The organism is Vreelandella gomseomensis, assembly GCF_031451645.1.
GTDB classification, from domain to species: Bacteria; Pseudomonadota; Gammaproteobacteria; order Pseudomonadales; family Halomonadaceae; genus Vreelandella; species Vreelandella gomseomensis.
The window spans coordinates 94,698-110,419 of sequence record NZ_JARWAI010000001.1; the positions used below are offsets into that span (position 1 = coordinate 94,698).

The following is a 15,722-nucleotide window of genomic DNA, read 5'->3' on the forward strand; positions in this document are numbered from 1 at the left end:
TAGGGCATCTGCACCGGTCTTGGCGCTTAGTATTGATAGCGCATTGTTAGCATGAAGTTACGAGGCTCACCATAATAGTTGTTTCGAGTTCTAGCTCGGACAGTTTCAAAATACTTCTCGTCCGTCAGATTTTCTCCGGTCAGGGCGAAGTCCAGATTACGATTGAGTCGATATCCAATCAGGCCGGATATTGTTGTGTATCCGCCTTGCTCCCAACGCGTATCCCCGGCTTCGGCGAAGACCTCACTTGAATAGTTGAGGCCAGCGCCCACTCTCCAACCTTGATCGGGGTTATCGGAGAATCGATAGCGGGTCCATAGTTTAAGGTCATGCTCCGGCGTGTCGGTGGAAAGCGGTCTACCTTCCTGTTCTGGGTCGTTGACTAGTTCTGTCTGGGTATAGGCATAGCCTGCTGAAATATCCCAGCGAGGCGTCAGGCGGCCGGTGACCTCAAGCTCGAAGCCTTCACTTTCCGCTTCACCCTCGGCAATTGAGAAGCCTGGATTGTCCAGATCAGTAATGCCGCGGTTTTTGTCGGTGATCTTGAAGGTCGAGGCATGCCAGTTAAAGGCTCCGTTCATGTGCTCCCCCTTCAGCCCTAGCTCAACCTGCTGACCAGTTCGGGGGTCTAGGAAGTCGCCGTTCACCTCCTGCGAGCTTTGCGGCTGGAAAATTTCGGTGTAGCTAGCATAAGTCGAGACCTGATCATTGATATCATAAATCAAGCCGACATAAGGAGTGAACTCACTATCGATTTCGAAGTTGTTAGTTGAATCCAGTTGGTCCTCTGATTCCCACCAGCTTACTTGGCCGCCTGCAATGAAAGTGGTGTCAGCAAGAACCGATAGCCTGAGCTGGCTATAGAGACTGGTTTCCTGTGTCTCAAGATCCCGAGTCTGGTTGACATCGAAAGTGGGTTTCGGCGTGTCAGGATTGGGATTGGCCAAGTTGCGTTGAATGAACTGAGGGTCGCCGGAACCGAACAAGGTCTCTTCCTCAGTGATCCTATGGCTTGCGCCGACCATCCAGTTGTGTGTTTGACCCGCTAGCTCGAAGGGTGTTGAAAGCGTGGCATCGACGAACCTATCTTGACGGGGGTTGGCGATGCGCCATTGCCAGATGTCGATATCATCCGTGTTTGAGGTAGGGATACTGTTGCCAGCGGTGCTTTGCTGTGTATCGGTCTCTCGGTCAATATGGTTGGCGATAATACGAAAATTGCCGCCGTTATCAAGCTCATGCTCCAGTTCGGCGAAATAGCGCTCGATGCTTTCATCCTTCACGTCCCAAAGCGAGCCGTGATAGGTGGACCGATCAATGTCCAGCAACTGCCCATTGGCGAGCTGCGGGAGGCCATAATTGGGCCTGGATTCGCCTGATTGATCCATGAGACCGACAGATATGGTGGTGCTCGGAGTGATGTCGTATTCTAACGTGCCATACCCTGTGGTGTTTTCGGTATAGACATGGTCGATGAAATGGTTCCGATCATCATGTACGCCGACAAAGCGACCACGAAGTCTGCCAGATTCATCCAGCGCTCCGGTGACATCGACTTCGCCGCGATAGGCGTCGTGAGAGCCATACGATAGCGCCGTCTGAAAGCCGAACTCTTCCTGGGCGCGTTTGCGCGCCAGATTGACGGTACCACTGGGCTCGCCTGAGCCCTGAATGAGCCCGGCTGGCCCTCGTAAGACTTCCACACGGTCCAGTACCGCAGTATCGAACATGGTGTCGGTTACGCCGATTGCGCTGTCGATGGGGGTGCCGTCGAGCAGCATGGTGTCAATTTCGTAGCCGCGCGAGAGGTAGACCGATGCCGTGGGGCCGAAGTCTCGTTTGGTGATGCCTGTGGTGCGTGTCAGGACGTCATCCAGCGTCGTCATGTTCTGGTCATTCATGCGCTCTCGGGTGATGACACTGACAGATTGGGGCATTTCTTTGAGTGACAGCCCTTGCTTGCCTAGAGTTACTTTGCTGGATGTATAAGAATCATTTCCTTCTGTCACAGCTCCCCTATATTGTTCGGCGGACACTTCCACGACCGACAGCGCCACCTCATTAGGCCGCTCTTCCAACCGATAAGTACCATCCCCCTGCCTTACGGCCCTAAGACTGGTGCCACTCAGCAGCCGTTCCAGCCCTTCACCAACGCTGTACTGGCCCTGCAGCCCAGGACTTTGCCGCCCTTGCCCCAACTCGCCAGCGCCGCTGATAAAAACACCTGATTCAGCAGCGAAGCGGTTGAGCACCGTGCTGACCGGGCCCGCAGGGATATCGTACTGGCGAGTTTGCTGCTGGGTGGTTTGCGCCATGGCGGGCAGCGACAGCAGCGGCGTGGCTAACAAACCGGCGGCGGCGAGGTGTACCGCCAGCGCGAGGGCGCGGCGACGCCGTGGAAACGGACGGGTGGCGGTAGGCGATGGATGTAACGCGGTGCGTTGTTGCGGCATTTCGATTCCCCTTGCAGATGATTTTTGGCTGCTTATATAGGGGAATCGAACCAGCGCGAAAAAGGGGAACCGGAAAAGCGTTTTTTTATTCTTGGCTCGCCTTTATTCAGAGGCTGCCCCAGCCGCCTCGATCTTGATCCACCAGGGCATGACTTTGCGCACCTTCACCGGCAACGTGGTCTCGACCATGTTCAGGGTACGCTCCAGATCGTCAAGCGGGAAAGCGCCAAGCAGGGTGAGATCCGCCACCGCCGGGTCGACCTCTAATCGGCCATGGTGATGCTGGCTCAGCTCTGCGGCAAAGGTTTTTAACGACATATTTTCGGCCAACAACACACCCTTGGCCCAGGCGGCCCGGCTGCCGTCGGCGGGGTTGAGTTCGCCAATGCCGTTAGCGGCGTAGCTGGCCTGCTGCCCGGCGTCGACTACCTGGCGTTGGCCAGCATGGTCGGCATCGCCAAGGGTCTGAATAGCCACCGCGCCTTCGAACACCGCCAGCAGTTCGTCGGCCTGGCGTTGGCGCACGCTGAAGCGAGTGCCCAAGGGGGTCAGCCGGGCGCTTCGGGTATCCAGGTAAAAGGGGCGTTCGGGGTCTTTGCCGGTCTTAATCAGCACTTCACCCGCCACCAGTTGCAGCTGGCGCCGCTCCTGGTCGTAGTCGACGTCCAATGCCGAGGCGCTGCTTAGCCAAACCTGGGTGCCATCCTCCAGTTCGATGCGGGAGATTTTGCCGGTGGCGGAGCGGTAGTCGGCGCCCCAGTAGGCCACCCATTGCGGCAAGGGTGTCCACTGCCAGGAGAGCCCTACCAGCACAGCCACAACTGCCAGGCTAGAGAGCCCACTCAGCAGGTGCCACCGCCCCCGCCGCCGATGCCGCGCCGAGCTGATAACCCGGTCGGCAGCGTGGCGCTCGGCTTCATCCAGGTTGGCGGTAAAACGACGGCTGATGCCCTCCACCTGTTGCCAGGCCCAGCGGTGTGTATCGCTGGCATCATGCCAAGCCTGCCAGCGTTGACGCTCAGTTGCCGACATCTCCCCCGCTTGCCACTCCGCAAACCACTCGGCGGCCTCGGCCAAGGCGCGGCGCTTGGCGGCGTCATCGGGGCGAGCGGCCGAGGTCATTTAAAGGCTGGCCTCGAAACCGGCTTCGATCAGTGCGCATTGCAGCATGGCTTGAGCCATGTACTTCTTAACCATACGTTCGGAAACGCCCAGCTCTTCAGCAATCTGGCGATAGGGTTTGCCGTGCAGTTGGGAGGCAAGAAAGGCGCTGGCGACTTTCTCGGGTAGCCGCGCCAGCATGCGGTCTATTTCGCACAGTGTTTCGATGACAATTTGCTGGTGTTCGGCAGAGGGCAAATGCGCCTCGGCGCTGGCCGCCAAAGCTTGCTGCCAGGCACGCTCGATATCCTGGCGGCGCCAATGATCCACGCATAGACCTTTAGCCATACGGCTGAGATAGGCTCTGGCACCGTCGAAACTATCCAGATGGCGGGGTGTTTTCATCAAGCGCACAAACGCGTCCTGCGCCAGATCCGCCGCCGATTCACTGCATCCCAACTGCTGGCTGAGCAGCTGCTGCAACCAAGACTGATGGTGGTGATACAGCTGACCGAGGGAGTCTCGACAGCCGGTATGGTAAGCCGCAGGCTCGGCTGATCGGGGTGCCGCCGCCATATAAATAGTGCCCCACTGATTCGAAAATGATTCTTATTCTTTTTCAATTTAGAGGCAGTGTCAATGTCCACATTCACTTCAGAGCCTATGGCAGGTCAGCGGAAGTGAAGATAAACGCACTTAGCCCAGCATTGCACACTGTCGCGCGACACACTACAGTAAATAAAACCCAGTTAGGCATAAGCCGGTACGATGGATGATTAAAAGCATCAAGCATAAGGGACTAAAACTGCTTTTTGAAAAAGGCAGCACCAAGTGCGTTCGTGCCGATCATGTCGACCGTCTCCGTGATCGTCTGACCGTACTGGACGCAGCCACGAGTCTAGACGATATAGCGGCTGGCAACTGGGGCCTTCACCCTCTAACTGGAAAACTGGACGGCCAGTATGCCATCAAGGTGTCAGGTAACTGGCGGCTGTTCTTCGAGTTCCGAGACGGTAATGTTTACCTGCTGGACGATGATGATTATCACTGATGGGAGAACAAACCATGGCGATGTATAACCCCTCACATCCGGGTCGCATTATCCGGCAACGTCTGATTGAGGATGAAGACGGCCACAAGATTGGCAGCGTGGCATCGGTCGCTGAACAGCTCGGCTGCCACCGCAACACCCTGAACCGGGTAATTAATGGCAGCGCCTCCGTCACACCTGAAATGGCATTGGCTCTGGAAAAATTGCATGCCGGAAGCGCCGAGTTCTGGCTATCCATGCAGGCCAATTATGACCTCTTTCAGCTTCGCCATAGCCAGGGCGCGGCTTAGCCGAACGGTACCGTGCACCCAGCTAGTACCAATCTTCAACCGCCAGTTTCTTAATGCGTTTAAATTCCCCAGTATTGTGGGTAACCAATGTACCTTGGTTGGCAAGCGCGGTACCGGCTATCAGCGTATCGTAGGGGCCGATGGGGGTTCCCTGCTTTTCCAGGGTCGCGCGAATTTGCGCTGAGGCTTTGGCTTCGGGGGTGGAAAACCCAAGAACCTGTACAGTGTCGATCAGTTTGTCGAGCTGCATCGCTCTCTTTTTGGGAGCAACCGATTTTGCAATACCAAGCTCCAGCTCGTACAACACAATCGCAGGTATGCCGATATCACCGGGCTTTTTTGACAAGAGGTTATCGGCGACATTGCCCATGCCTTTGAAAAAGTAGATGAGCGTATTGGTGTCAAGCACATACATCAGAGTGGTTCTCGCTGATGATCGGTGCCGGTTTCTGCCCGAATCTCCTCCAGCGACGGAAACGCATCCCAAGCCCCCGCCAGTTCGACCACCGCCTGTGGCCATTCATTGGCAACCTCTTCTTTGATCAGATTAGTAATCCATTTGCTCTTGGAGATATTCATCGCCTTGGCCGCCGCCGCCATCTTCTTCTCGGTATCATCATCGATATAAATCGTCACCTGGCCCATGACACACCCCTTGTCAGCAAGTATATGTTGAAATATATGTCCCGGTAATAAAAGCGTCAAGGCTGGCGGCACCACGTGCTGGCATCTGGGATCTTTATCCTCTAACTGGAAAACTAGATACTTCGCCATCACCAGGGCGCGGCTTAGCTAAGCGACTCACATCAATGACTACCCATTCACCCTTGCCACCGCATCGCGGCTGGCGGCTTCACGCTGCTCGCCGGTGAGTTCAACTAGCTGCCCACCGCGCATTTCCAGCAGGCGGTCGGCCTGGTCGAAGTAGTGGTCGTCGTGGCTGATGACCACCAGCGTCTTGCCCAGCGCCCTTAGCTGCGGCAATAGCTCGCGGTAAAAGACTCGCCGGAACTGCGGGTCCTGGTCGGCGGCCCACTCGTCAAGCAGTAGTAGATCGCGCTGCTCGGCCACTGCCAGCAGCATTGCCAGGCGCTTTCGCTGGCCCTGGGAGAGGTTGGCGTTGGTGACCCGGTCGCCGTCAAAATCGAGCTTGCTGTGCATGCCAAGGGCTGCCAGCCACTCTTCCATCAGCGCTGGGTCGGGTGATTCACCCGCCGGGCCAATCAAGCGATCAAACAGGTGCAGATCGGTGTAGATAGCCGAGATGTGCTGGCGATAGGTTGTCCAGTCTTCCTCCTGAAGCGGCCTGCCATCGACCCTTATACAGCCGCTCTGGGGTTGGTAGAGCCCGGTCAGAAGCCTTGCCAGGGTCGACTTGCCGCTGCCGTTACCGCCGATCAGAAATAGCACCTCGCCGCGTTGTAACGTCAGGTCAATAGGGCCAATGGCAAAACCCGGCCGCGCTTCTTCTGCGGGATATCGATAGGTGACCTGATCCAGCGCCAGCGTTTGCCACTCATGACGATGGGTAGAATGCTCGAACGGTTCATGGTGTTCGGCCAGATCGAGGGCGCTGATTTTTTCGAACGCCACCCGGGCATTGATCAGCGGCGGAAAGGCGCCAATGGCCTGAATCAGCGGCGCGCGCAAAAACAGCAGCGTAAGCGAGAAGGTGGTGGCCACCTGCGCCGACGACCAGCCGAGGCCATTGGCCAGGAAGAACACCACACCGATAGCGCCCAGCATCATGATATTGAACCAGTTCACCGCGCTGAGATGGTAGGTATCGCCGCGAATGATATGGTGGCGATACGCTTTGGCGTTGGGGGTGTATACGTCACGGTACAGCCACTCGGCACGGTCACGATTGAGCGCCAGTTCTTTGCGCCCCTCGATCACCGACTGGTAGTCCTCATAGAGGCGGTCTTCAGCATCACGCAGCTTGGCCATGTGCCGATAGACCTTCGCTACCAGGCGCATGCCCACCAGAATCGTCAAGATCACCCATAGCGCCGTCACGGCCAGCATGGCAGGGGCGAGCCAGGCCAGGTAAAGGGTCACGCCCGCCGTCAGCACCCCGCCCTGCACCAACTCCGGCAGGCGTACAAAGGCCACAGTAATATAACGCACGTCACTGGATAAGCTGGCCAGCAAGCGCGCACTGCCAATCTGCTCGATACGCTCGATATCGGTATCCAGAAGGCGCTTGATCAGCTGCCCCCGCAGCCGATAGACGAAGTGGTGACCCAGGGTGGTCAAGGCTAATTGTGAGGCCAGGGTGATCGCCAGCAATAACGCCACCAGCGCCAGAAACTCCGGCAGGATGCGCCAGGGATCAGCGAAGGTGCCCAGCATCCGTTCATTGATATAGGCAATGACCCCGATGCCAAGACCAGCGCTGACCAGACTGAGCACCACCACGGCCACAAATGGCCAGCGGTAATCACGCCAGACAATCCTCAACAACTCCACGAATAGGGCTCCTTGGCGATTCAGGGTTAGCGCCGACGCTTGGCCGGCTTGTTTTCAGGTTTCAGCGGGCAGCCGCCGCACAGGGGCTCGCCGGGTAGCCGATATTTGATGCAGCACAGCCGCCGCACCCTGGACGGTGTCTCACCGCCCAGTTCCAGATAACGCACCGGCTGGTAGAGCGGGTTGCGCCGCCCACCGGGAAGCGTCTTGGTGTCGAGATAATCCAACAGCGGCTCACCGGCTCCGCTGAAATCAGGGTGCCGCTCGCAGGTCTTCCCCACAAACTCCACATAGTGACCAAGGTTGCTCCAGAACACCTTTTCAGAAAGCCCGGAGACCACAGCCAGCGTCTCGATAAGCGGTGCACAGTGGTCATCGAATAGGCGACTGAATCGCGCCTGGGGCGCTTTGGACGCCAATGGCACGCCCCCGTGGGGCAGCCAGATACGCGTGGCCTGGCCCTTATCGCCAAACGCCAGTCGCAACTCATTCCCACCCAACGGTAAGTCGTAACCCAATAACAGATTGGCCACCAGCGTCGGGATCGAGACACTGCTGAAATGAAATTTCGACCAGATCGACGCAACGGCTTTGCGGTCAGCATTGTCACCATGGCTGCAGCCATAGCGCGCCAGTTGCTCACTCAAGAAGTTTCGATCCAGCAACGCAGAGGCCGCCAGCGTCGGCTCATCAGGCGGACCAAACGCCGGGGCCTTCATGTTATCCAGCGGTGGCTGGCGGTAAAGCGCCAACAGCGCCTCCGCAGGATCCGCCACTGCCAAAAGCTCACCCGGTTTGATCGCCATGTTATTCATAGCCGCCGCAGCCCCCACATAAAGTAAGCGCCGCCAATCAGTGAAGCGACAAGGCCGGCGGGTATCTCATAGGGGAAGATAATCTGACGACCTACCCAATCCGCCAGCACCATCAATAGCATGCCGATCAGCGCAGCCCCCAGCAGATGCTGCCCTGCCCGGGAGAAGCCGACCAAGCGAGCCATATGCGGCGCCAGCAGACCAATAAATGAAAGTGGCCCCACTACCAGAGTGGCGCAGGCGGTGAGCAGCGCCACCAATACCAGCAGCGCCAAACGGGCGCGGTTGAGGTTGACACCCAATGCCCGAGCGGTGGGTGCCCCCAAAGGCAGGATATCCAGCCAGCGGGTCAACGGCAGCGTCACCAGCGCCAGCGCGGCAGCGATTACGCCGACGATCACCGCATTGGTGATATCCACGTAATAGGTAGACCCCGCCAGCCAGGCAATCACTTGCTGGCCCCGCGGGTCACCACCCGCCAGCATCACACTGCGAACGGCGTCAAACAACGCACTGACCGCCACCCCTGTGAGCAGCAAACGCTCGGGGAGATAGCCGCTCTTGCGGTTGATACCCACCAGCACCAGCAACGTCGCAAAAGCCCCCAGGGTGCCCACGCCAATCAGCATCATATTGGTGGGCGCAGGCAGCAGGAAGATGCCCAGAATTAGCGCAATGGCACAGCCACCGCTGATGCCCAGCACTTCGGGGCTGGCCATGGGGTTGGCGGAAAGACGCTGAAGAATGGTACCCGCTACCGCGAGCATCAACCCGCTGGCCGCCGCCGCCACCACCCGGGGCACGCGCCACTGCATGACGTTCCAGTTATCAGGCGACAGCAAATACCAGCCATCAACTCCCTGTCCAACCAGCAGCCCAAGCAGCGTAGCCCCCAGAAGCGCGAGGATTAAAGCGGTGGCCAAGCGGGAAGGCGCCGGGTGACGGTGGGCGAAAACACCCGCCCCTTTCGGCGGCTGATCGCCCTGGAGTTTCAAGCGCGGAATCAGCCACATTAACAGCGGTGCCCCCAAGGCTCCGGTAATCGCCCCGGTGGGAATAAAGGCCGCCACCATGCCGCCGAACTGCTGCAGCAGCAGGTCCGTCGTCGCCAGCAGTACCGCTCCCAACAGGGTCGACCATAACAGCCGTGGGCCTAAGCGGCGCGCCCCGGCCATACGCACAATGTTGGGCGCGGCCAAACCAATAAAACCGATGATGCCCACCACGCTGACAATACTGCCGGTAATAAATACGGCCAGCCCCATGCCTGCAAAGCGCAGATAGGCAAGCGATACCCCCAGGCTTTTAGCGCTGGCATCGTCAAGCTCCAGCACTGCCAGAGGACGCAGCAGAAACCAGGCGGCCACGCAGCTAATCGCCAGCCGTGGCCAGAGAGTGGCAACGCCGTCCCAGCCGTTTTGCGCCAGCGATCCTGCCCCCCAGATCAATAGCCCCGAGAGCGCTTCATGGTTGAACAGCAGCAGCGCGGTAGAGAGCGCCCCCAGATACAGATTGACCACCAGGCCCGCTAGCACCACCACGATCGGCGCCAGCCCGCGCCGCCAGGAGAGCAGGAAAACCAGCCCCACTGCCAGCGCGCCGCCCAACAAGGCAACCCATTCGCGGCCAGCCACCAGCAGGCCCGGCGCCAGCAAGGTGGCGGTCATCAGCGCCAGGTTAGCGCCCGACGCCACCCCCAGCGTGGTGGGCGACGCCAAGGGGTTGCGCAGCACCTGCTGCATAAGCACGCCTGCCAGCCCCAAGCCGCCCCCGGCGAGCAGTGCGATCGAGAGGCGCGGCCACCAAGCGTAGTAGAGCAGCAGCTCGTCGACCTTCTCGAAAGAGGGAGCCACCAATGCCTGGAGACCCAGGGCGACACCGCCTTGATCCTCTAGGCCCACCCAAAACAGCACCACCATAGGCAGGCTGAGCAACAGGCAGGCTTTCAAGGGCGACATCCCCCCCATCCGTTGAGTAACGTGAGCGGCGCCTAGCATGAGAGGCATCCTTGCAGACTGGCCATGCCGTTCGTCGTCCGGGACTTAACAGGCAGCAGAATCATTGTCTTCGCCCTACCGTTTTTTAGAAGTTGATGATGGAATAACGGATAACGATTCTAAATGATAATAATTAGCACTACAATTGACTCACTGTGTAAAAGGAGATAAACGATGGCAGCCAAACCGAGCTACCGGCTTTTCGATATCGCCCTGGCGCGGCGCACCCAGGTCAGCGACTCATTAGTCAGGTTCACCTTTACTGGCCCAGACGTCGGCCAAATGGCGACCTATGCCCCCGATCAGCGCGTCAAGCTGTTCTTCCCCGAAGGCGGTGGCAGTCTCGACCCGCTGTTTGAGATCGCCAAGCTGGAAGAGCACGACTGGTACGGCGCCTACCGCGCACTGCCGGACGCCCAGCGGCCTTCTGCGCGTACCTACACCATCCGCGCCCTGCGCCCGGAACAGGCTGAGGTGGACGTAGAATTTGTACTCCACGGCGACAATGGCCCCGCCTCGCGCTGGGCAATGCGCGCCCGTCCCGGCGACCGCCTGGCCATGACAGCTCCCGACGCCAATGCGGAAGGCCCAAAGCTGGGCTACGAGTGGAAGCCTCCCCAGGGCGTACGCCGGATCCTGATCATCGCCGATGAAACCGCCCTCCCCGCGGCGGCTGGTATTCTGGAAACCCTCGATGACCTGCCCTTCAAACCCAGGGCCGAAGCACTGTTCGAAGTGCCCCGCAGCGACGATGTGCAGCCGCTGCCCCAGGCCGCCAAACTGCACTGGTTGGCCCGCGATGCCGAACCCAATTGCCAGCACGGGGAGCTATTGATGAGAGCGCTGCGCGATATCGATTTACATAGGGAAATTCAAGCGCTGGGCGGCACGCCTGCTAACGCTACTACCAGCGCCACTGCCAACGACGAAAACGACGATGAGGACGGCCCGCTCTGGGAATCCGCCACCCTGGACGACAACGCGCCCTTCTACGCCTGGATCGCCGCTGAAACCAAGGTCGCCATGAAGCTGCGCCGCTATCTGGTCAACGAGTGCGGGCTCCCCAAACAGTACGTCACCAGCATGGGCTACTGGCGCAAGGACAAGGCCAATGGATAAAGGCGCAACAAACGCCACAGCGTTCAACAGTGATCACACAAGCCAGCCAATTCAAGCGACCATTGGCTGGCGAGACAGCCCCAGCCACTACGGTCGCATAAGCCGTGCGCTGCACTGGCTGACCGCTGCGCTGGTCACGCTGCAATTTACCGTGTTGCTGGCCTGGCGGGGAATGGGCGAAAACGCTATCACGCTCTTTTTGGCGAGCATCGGGCCTCATGGCTCGTTGGGTTTTATGCTCCTGATCGTAACCCTGACGCGACTTGGCTGGGCATGGGTCAACCGCAAGCAGCGTCCTCCGCAGCCGCCTGGATGGGGTGGTCGCATGGCGCGCCTTGTACATATCACCTTTTATGGGCTGCTGATTTGGCTACCCGCTTTTGCCATTCTGCGTCAGTACGGGCGTGGCGGGGCGCTGCGCTTTTACGGTATGGAGCTAGTGCCCGAAGTCGAGCGCGACATCACCTGGATGACCGCCCCCGCCGAGCTCCTTCACGGCCCGCTCGCGTGGCTGCTCTGTGGATTAATTTTCGGCCATATCGCGATGGCGCTGATTCACCGCTTATGGCTTAAAGACCGGGTACTGGCGCGTATGGTGAGGGGAAGTGGCAGGTAAGAGCTTAAGAAGTCACTAGATGAAGGCGCATACTCTGATGAAGAACTCGCTCAGCGTCATAGTGCTAAGGAGAGGTGCTCTTCGCCACTAGCCTGAATGACATGTTTAAGGACTGACAGACATGACGCCTCCGGCAACCCCATTTATCTGACCGGCTCGAATTTTCCAACGTCCAGCGCCAAATGGTGGCCTTTGAGGTGGAGACTCTGGGTTAGCAGTTCGTATGAGCGGCGAGTAGGCGTCAGGGATAATTTTGGCGAGAGTGAACCACTGATATGACCTCAATGCGATCCGTCACTTGATAGACCACGATAAAGTTTGGGTGAGCAACAATTTCTCGTGTACCCGGCAAACGGCCCACTTGGTGTAAGTAGGGGTGTTCAGCCACTGAGGAGAGAGCTGCTTCAATACGAATACGCAGCCGCCGGGCGGCTTGAGGATCGCGCTCGGCGATGTATACGACAAGCTCAAACAAGTCGTTAATCGCCTCGTCATGCCAGTGGATAGGCAGGCTCACGAAACTCCGCCGCTTTGGCGTTGCTCCGCGTCGGCGATGATCGCATCAACCTTGGTCATAACTTGATCATGAGGCATTCCTTGGCCCGGGTTGTCGATGCTGTGCTGAACCTTGGCCTTGAGCCAACGATCATAGCTATCGGCTTGTTCCTGCGTCTCGAATTCAGAAACGATGGGATCTAGCTGGGTATTCATGATCATCTCTCCTCGATTACCTGTACAGCTTAAACGATACTCTCTATTTTGACACCCTCCCTAGCAGTTCTCCCCCCCCCTGATACCGAGGCACCAATACCAAGGCACCATGTCCGATTCAATTGACCACCGAAGACACTACCTTCTCACTACTAGTCAACTTCTCTGGCGCCAACAGCTTGCCGCTCTCCAGCCGCACCAATCGATCCGCGAGGTGGAAATAGCGGTCATCGTGGGTAATCACCAGCACCGCTTTGCCCATGCGTTTTAGCTCTGGCAATACCTCGCAGTAGAACACCTCCTTGAATAACGGATCCTGGTCTGCCGCCCACTCGTCAAACACCAGGAAGGGCCGGTCTTCCAGGTAAGCCACTACCAGTGCCAAGCGCTTGCGCTGGCCCTGGGAGAGCGCCTGGGTGGTGAATGCGCCGTTTTCAACCTGCACCTTGTGCTGCAGGTGCAGCTTGGCCAACAGGCGGTTACCCTCTTCGTCGAGATCTTCCCGCGGCGCCTCCAACAGGCGCTCGAAAAGATGGAAGTCTGAAAAAACGACCGAGAAGAGCTGCCGATAGGCATCCCAGTCATCCGCCTCAACACGTTCGCCATTGAGCAACACCTCGCCACCTTCCGGCGGGTAAAGCCCCACCACCACTTTGGCCAGTGTGGTTTTGCCGCTACCGTTGCCCCCCACCAGAAACACCACTTCCCCCGGCGTAAAGCTAAGATTAATCGGCCCCAGCTCAAAGAAATCATCGCTCTGCTCGTGGTAGTACTGGTGGGTGACGTCGCGCAATTCTAGACGTTGAAAATCAGGCACCTGAGGTGACGCCTGCCGCTCCTGCCCATGGGGCATCTCGCGGGTGATGTCGTCAATTCGGCTAGCGGCTACCCGCGCCATATTGATCCGCGGAATATTGATCAGCAAGCCTTCAAGAGGGGTCACCATATACACAAACACCAGCGCAAAACCGGTCATGACCTGGGTTTGATTAGGCCCATCGCCCGCCAACACAAACAGCACCAGGCCAATGAAGGCGTACATCAGGAACTGCCCCCAACTGGTCGAGATCACGAACAGCGACATGCCATAGGTGCGCAGCCGCCGCACGCCTTCAACCGACTCCCCCAGTACCTGATCCATAAAGACTCGACTCTTGCGCTGGTGCAGGCGCAGCTCTTTTGCCCCATCGGTCAGCGCGCGGAAATGACCAAACAGTCGATCCTGCTCTGACGACGCACTTTGGAGGTAACGAATCGCGCGTAAGTGCACCAAGTGGTAGCCGATAGCCCCCAGCCCAATCACCCCAAGGGCAAACAAGAACACCTGCCATGACAGCATTGCCAGGTAGCCCAAACACCCCACCACGATGACCGTATTGGTCAAAATCACCGGCAAGCTAACGAACAGTACCGCCACGTTGTTGCTGTGCTCGGTGAGCGCCGACTGGATCCGCGCACTGCCCACCCGCTCGAACTGGGCAAAGGGGGTCTCGGCCACGCACCGGGCGACAAAACTGCGCAACTCAGCCAGGGCACGCTGTCCTAACCGCTCAAAAAGCGCCGTCGACACCATCCGGCAGACCATTAACGCCACGGCAATCCCCGCGAAGGCCCAGGCAGCGTTGGTATGGGAGGCGGCATCGCCGGTTAACGCCACATTGATTTGGGCTATCAGCAGCACGCTGAAAAGCCCCGAGAGAATACTGGCCAGCGCAGCAGCGGCCATCAACCCGCGGGTTCGACGAATCAGATAGGAAAGCACATTCACCTCGTTGGAAAGCGATTGAAAACCGACACCTATCTCTAATGACGAACCGCGCACGCAAAAAGTTAACCAATATTTATGTAAACAAGCCTCATTCTCATTCGTCCTTAGATAAGGAAGTCAGTAACGCCGCCCTCCGATGGGGTGATTTTTTTGCTGTTTTTTTATTCGTTTCTTTGACTCGTTCTTATTGATAGGAGCTTAGCGGTGTCCAGTTCTGTCCAGGCACAAACAAAGGTACAAATACCTTATGAAAGCCCCACGGTAGCCTCGCTGCTCTCACGACCAGAAGGGGGCACCTATCGCGTTACCTATGAGATCACCACGCAGACACTTTATGTGGAAGGACATCAAGAACGTCTTGAGTGGTTGTTAGTAGATGACAACAGCACCTTGACGCTGCAGTGGTCACAGCGTTCAGCACCTCCTCTCCCGGCGTTACTGGCGGCTATCGAAGGGGCTTTTGCCTTTCACCCTGGGGCTGTAGCGCTTCGTCTACAGCTACCCACTGGTTTGCATGCCAATCTGTGCGCAACTGGCATTGCGGTTAAAGGTCCTCATGGAGATCTCTGGGCCTACGCGGAGCTATTTTGGCAGCTGCCAACCCTCTGGCTGAACTCTCCCGCCATGCGCCCCTACCCACGGCAACCCATCCTGGCGAATGGCAAGCGACACCCACGCCGCCCACCGCGCCCCAGTGGCACGGTCTATCAGCGCCATATTCCCTGGCTGGATGCCACCCTGAGCTTTCGCGTCCTTGACCTGGAGCTCGACCTTGAACGCTTCAACCGCTGGATGAACGACCCGGTCGTCGCCCACTTCTGGGAAGAGCAAGGTGATCTGCAACAGCACCGCGAGCGGCTTGAAAGCACGTTGCAAAATCCCAGCGTGGTACCGCTGATCGGCTGTATCGACGGCGAGCCCTTCGGCTATTTCGAGACTTACTGGGCCAAGGAGGATCGCATCGGCGCTTACTACGACGCCGGTGACTTTGATCGCGGCTGGCACGTGTTGATCGGCGAAGCTGCTTTTCGCGGGCGGCCCTATGTGGCGGCCTGGATGCCCTCCATCTCGCACTACCTGTTTCTGGATGACTGCCGCACCCAGCGCCTGGTGATCGAGCCCCGCGTAGATAACGCCAAGATGCTGCACAACCTTGCCCGGTGCGGTTATGCCCACGTCAAGGCGTTCGATTTCCCCCATAAGCGGGCCATGCTCGGCATGCAGCTACGCGAACACTTCTTTAACGAGCGCAGTTGGATTCCGCTGCCTCCGCACCCTGGGTCTGCGCCACGACCCGACCCACGCTTCACCTTATAAACACGTCAGCCA

General features: G+C 58.3%; 16 protein-coding genes. 5 read left to right on the plus strand and 11 right to left on the minus strand.

The features are described 5' to 3' along the window. Positions 1-26 precede the first annotated feature (26 nt). The 3 genes from QC815_RS00415 to QC815_RS00425 all read right to left on the minus strand — a co-directional run bounded on the left by QC815_RS00415 (position 27) and on the right by QC815_RS00425 (position 4,130). Positions 27-2,453 (minus strand): TonB-dependent siderophore receptor, encoded by a 2,427-nt coding sequence (locus QC815_RS00415; RefSeq protein WP_230446182.1) that lies wholly within the window; start codon positions 2,451-2,453, stop codon positions 27-29. A gap of 102 nt (positions 2,454-2,555) precedes the next feature. Beyond that, on the minus strand, positions 2,556-3,575 hold the full coding sequence (locus QC815_RS00420) for a FecR domain-containing protein (RefSeq protein WP_309766358.1): 1,020 nt from the start codon (positions 3,573-3,575) through the stop codon (positions 2,556-2,558). Then, positions 3,576-4,130, minus strand: coding sequence for a sigma-70 family RNA polymerase sigma factor (locus tag QC815_RS00425; protein WP_309766360.1), 555 nt, complete (start codon positions 4,128-4,130; stop codon positions 3,576-3,578). Positions 4,131-4,326: 196 nt separating this feature from the next. On the opposite strand from QC815_RS00425, the gene QC815_RS00430 reads away from it, so the two are divergent. Together QC815_RS00430 and QC815_RS00435 are read left to right on the plus strand one after the other, a co-directional pair. Then, complete coding sequence (locus QC815_RS00430) at positions 4,327-4,605, plus strand: type II toxin-antitoxin system RelE/ParE family toxin (RefSeq protein ID WP_230446179.1); 279 nt, start codon at positions 4,327-4,329, stop codon at positions 4,603-4,605. Positions 4,606-4,619: 14 nt separating this feature from the next. Then, the gene (locus QC815_RS00435) at positions 4,620-4,895 is read left to right on the plus strand and encodes a HigA family addiction module antitoxin (protein WP_309766362.1); all 276 of its coding nucleotides are present in this window, start codon (positions 4,620-4,622) and stop codon (positions 4,893-4,895) included. Between the two features lie 22 nt (positions 4,896-4,917). On the opposite strand, the gene QC815_RS00440 is transcribed toward QC815_RS00435, so the two are convergent. The 5 genes from QC815_RS00440 to fhuB form a co-directional block, all read right to left on the minus strand. After that, complete coding sequence (locus QC815_RS00440) at positions 4,918-5,310, minus strand: type II toxin-antitoxin system VapC family toxin (protein WP_230446177.1); 393 nt, start codon at positions 5,308-5,310, stop codon at positions 4,918-4,920. After that, the gene (locus QC815_RS00445) at positions 5,310-5,540 is read right to left on the minus strand and encodes a CopG family transcriptional regulator (protein WP_230446176.1); all 231 of its coding nucleotides are present in this window, start codon (positions 5,538-5,540) and stop codon (positions 5,310-5,312) included. Before QC815_RS00445 ends, QC815_RS00440 begins: the two co-directional genes overlap by 1 nt. A gap of 168 nt (positions 5,541-5,708) precedes the next feature. Continuing rightward, positions 5,709-7,367: a multidrug ABC transporter permease/ATP-binding protein gene (locus QC815_RS00450; RefSeq protein WP_230446175.1), complete on the minus strand. Its 1,659-nt coding sequence runs from the start codon at positions 7,365-7,367 to the stop codon at positions 5,709-5,711. A 26-nt stretch (positions 7,368-7,393) separates the two neighbouring features. After that, positions 7,394-8,173 (minus strand): siderophore-iron reductase FhuF, encoded by a 780-nt coding sequence (gene fhuF, locus QC815_RS00455; RefSeq protein WP_230446174.1) that lies wholly within the window; start codon positions 8,171-8,173, stop codon positions 7,394-7,396. A gap of 5 nt (positions 8,174-8,178) precedes the next feature. Then, positions 8,179-10,179 (minus strand): Fe(3+)-hydroxamate ABC transporter permease FhuB, encoded by a 2,001-nt coding sequence (gene fhuB, locus QC815_RS00460; RefSeq protein ID WP_230446173.1) that lies wholly within the window; start codon positions 10,177-10,179, stop codon positions 8,179-8,181. A 174-nt stretch (positions 10,180-10,353) separates the two neighbouring features. Here fhuB and QC815_RS00465 point away from each other — a divergent pair, with 174 nt between their 5' ends. Together QC815_RS00465 and QC815_RS00470 are read left to right on the plus strand one after the other, a co-directional pair. Continuing rightward, positions 10,354-11,298 carry a siderophore-interacting protein gene (locus tag QC815_RS00465; protein ID WP_230446172.1) on the plus strand — a complete coding sequence of 315 codons (945 nt, stop codon included), beginning with the start codon at positions 10,354-10,356 and terminating at the stop codon, positions 11,296-11,298. Next, the gene (locus QC815_RS00470) at positions 11,291-11,914 is read left to right on the plus strand and encodes a cytochrome b (protein ID WP_230446171.1); all 624 of its coding nucleotides are present in this window, start codon (positions 11,291-11,293) and stop codon (positions 11,912-11,914) included. Before QC815_RS00465 ends, QC815_RS00470 begins: the two co-directional genes overlap by 8 nt. 241 nt (positions 11,915-12,155) lie before the next feature. Here the strand turns inward: QC815_RS00470 and QC815_RS00475 are convergent, their stop codons facing one another. The 3 genes from QC815_RS00475 to QC815_RS00485 form a co-directional block, all read right to left on the minus strand. Continuing rightward, positions 12,156-12,431 carry a type II toxin-antitoxin system RelE/ParE family toxin gene (locus QC815_RS00475; protein WP_230446170.1) on the minus strand — a complete coding sequence of 92 codons (276 nt, stop codon included), beginning with the start codon at positions 12,429-12,431 and terminating at the stop codon, positions 12,156-12,158. Then, entirely contained in the window at positions 12,428-12,625 is a 198-nt protein-coding gene (relB, locus tag QC815_RS00480) for a type II toxin-antitoxin system RelB family antitoxin (protein ID WP_092826850.1), read from the minus strand. Before relB ends, QC815_RS00475 begins: the two co-directional genes overlap by 4 nt. A 118-nt stretch (positions 12,626-12,743) precedes the next feature. Continuing rightward, positions 12,744-14,387, minus strand: a complete 1,644-nt coding sequence (locus tag QC815_RS00485) for a cyclic peptide export ABC transporter (protein WP_309766369.1) — start codon at positions 14,385-14,387, stop codon at positions 12,744-12,746. 210 nt (positions 14,388-14,597) lie between these two features. Here QC815_RS00485 and QC815_RS00490 point away from each other — a divergent pair, with 210 nt between their 5' ends. Continuing rightward, on the plus strand, positions 14,598-15,710 hold the full coding sequence (locus tag QC815_RS00490) for a GNAT family N-acetyltransferase (protein ID WP_309766371.1): 1,113 nt from the start codon (positions 14,598-14,600) through the stop codon (positions 15,708-15,710). The last annotated feature ends 12 nt before the right edge of the window (positions 15,711-15,722 follow it).

What these genes read in the sequence shown, in the direction of transcription:
- QC815_RS00415 (WP_230446182.1), bottom strand. Translation starts at nt 2,453, where the DNA reads ATGCCGCAACAACGCACCGCGTTACATCCATCGCCTACCGCCACCCGT.
- QC815_RS00420 (WP_309766358.1), bottom strand. Translation starts at nt 3,575, where the DNA reads ATGACCTCGGCCGCTCGCCCCGATGACGCCGCCAAGCGCCGCGCCTTG.
- QC815_RS00425 (WP_309766360.1), bottom strand. Translation starts at nt 4,130, where the DNA reads ATGGCGGCGGCACCCCGATCAGCCGAGCCTGCGGCTTACCATACCGGC.
- QC815_RS00430 (WP_230446179.1), top strand. Translation starts at nt 4,327, where the DNA reads ATGATTAAAAGCATCAAGCATAAGGGACTAAAACTGCTTTTTGAAAAA.
- QC815_RS00435 (WP_309766362.1), top strand. Translation starts at nt 4,620, where the DNA reads ATGGCGATGTATAACCCCTCACATCCGGGTCGCATTATCCGGCAACGT.
- QC815_RS00440 (WP_230446177.1), bottom strand. Translation starts at nt 5,310, where the DNA reads ATGTATGTGCTTGACACCAATACGCTCATCTACTTTTTCAAAGGCATG.
- QC815_RS00445 (WP_230446176.1), bottom strand. Translation starts at nt 5,540, where the DNA reads ATGGGCCAGGTGACGATTTATATCGATGATGATACCGAGAAGAAGATG.
- fhuF (WP_230446174.1), bottom strand. Translation starts at nt 8,173, where the DNA reads ATGGCGATCAAACCGGGTGAGCTTTTGGCAGTGGCGGATCCTGCGGAG.
- fhuB (WP_230446173.1), bottom strand. Translation starts at nt 10,179, where the DNA reads ATGCTAGGCGCCGCTCACGTTACTCAACGGATGGGGGGGATGTCGCCC.
- QC815_RS00465 (WP_230446172.1), top strand. Translation starts at nt 10,354, where the DNA reads ATGGCAGCCAAACCGAGCTACCGGCTTTTCGATATCGCCCTGGCGCGG.
- QC815_RS00470 (WP_230446171.1), top strand. Translation starts at nt 11,291, where the DNA reads ATGGATAAAGGCGCAACAAACGCCACAGCGTTCAACAGTGATCACACA.
- relB (WP_092826850.1), bottom strand. Translation starts at nt 12,625, where the DNA reads ATGAATACCCAGCTAGATCCCATCGTTTCTGAATTCGAGACGCAGGAA.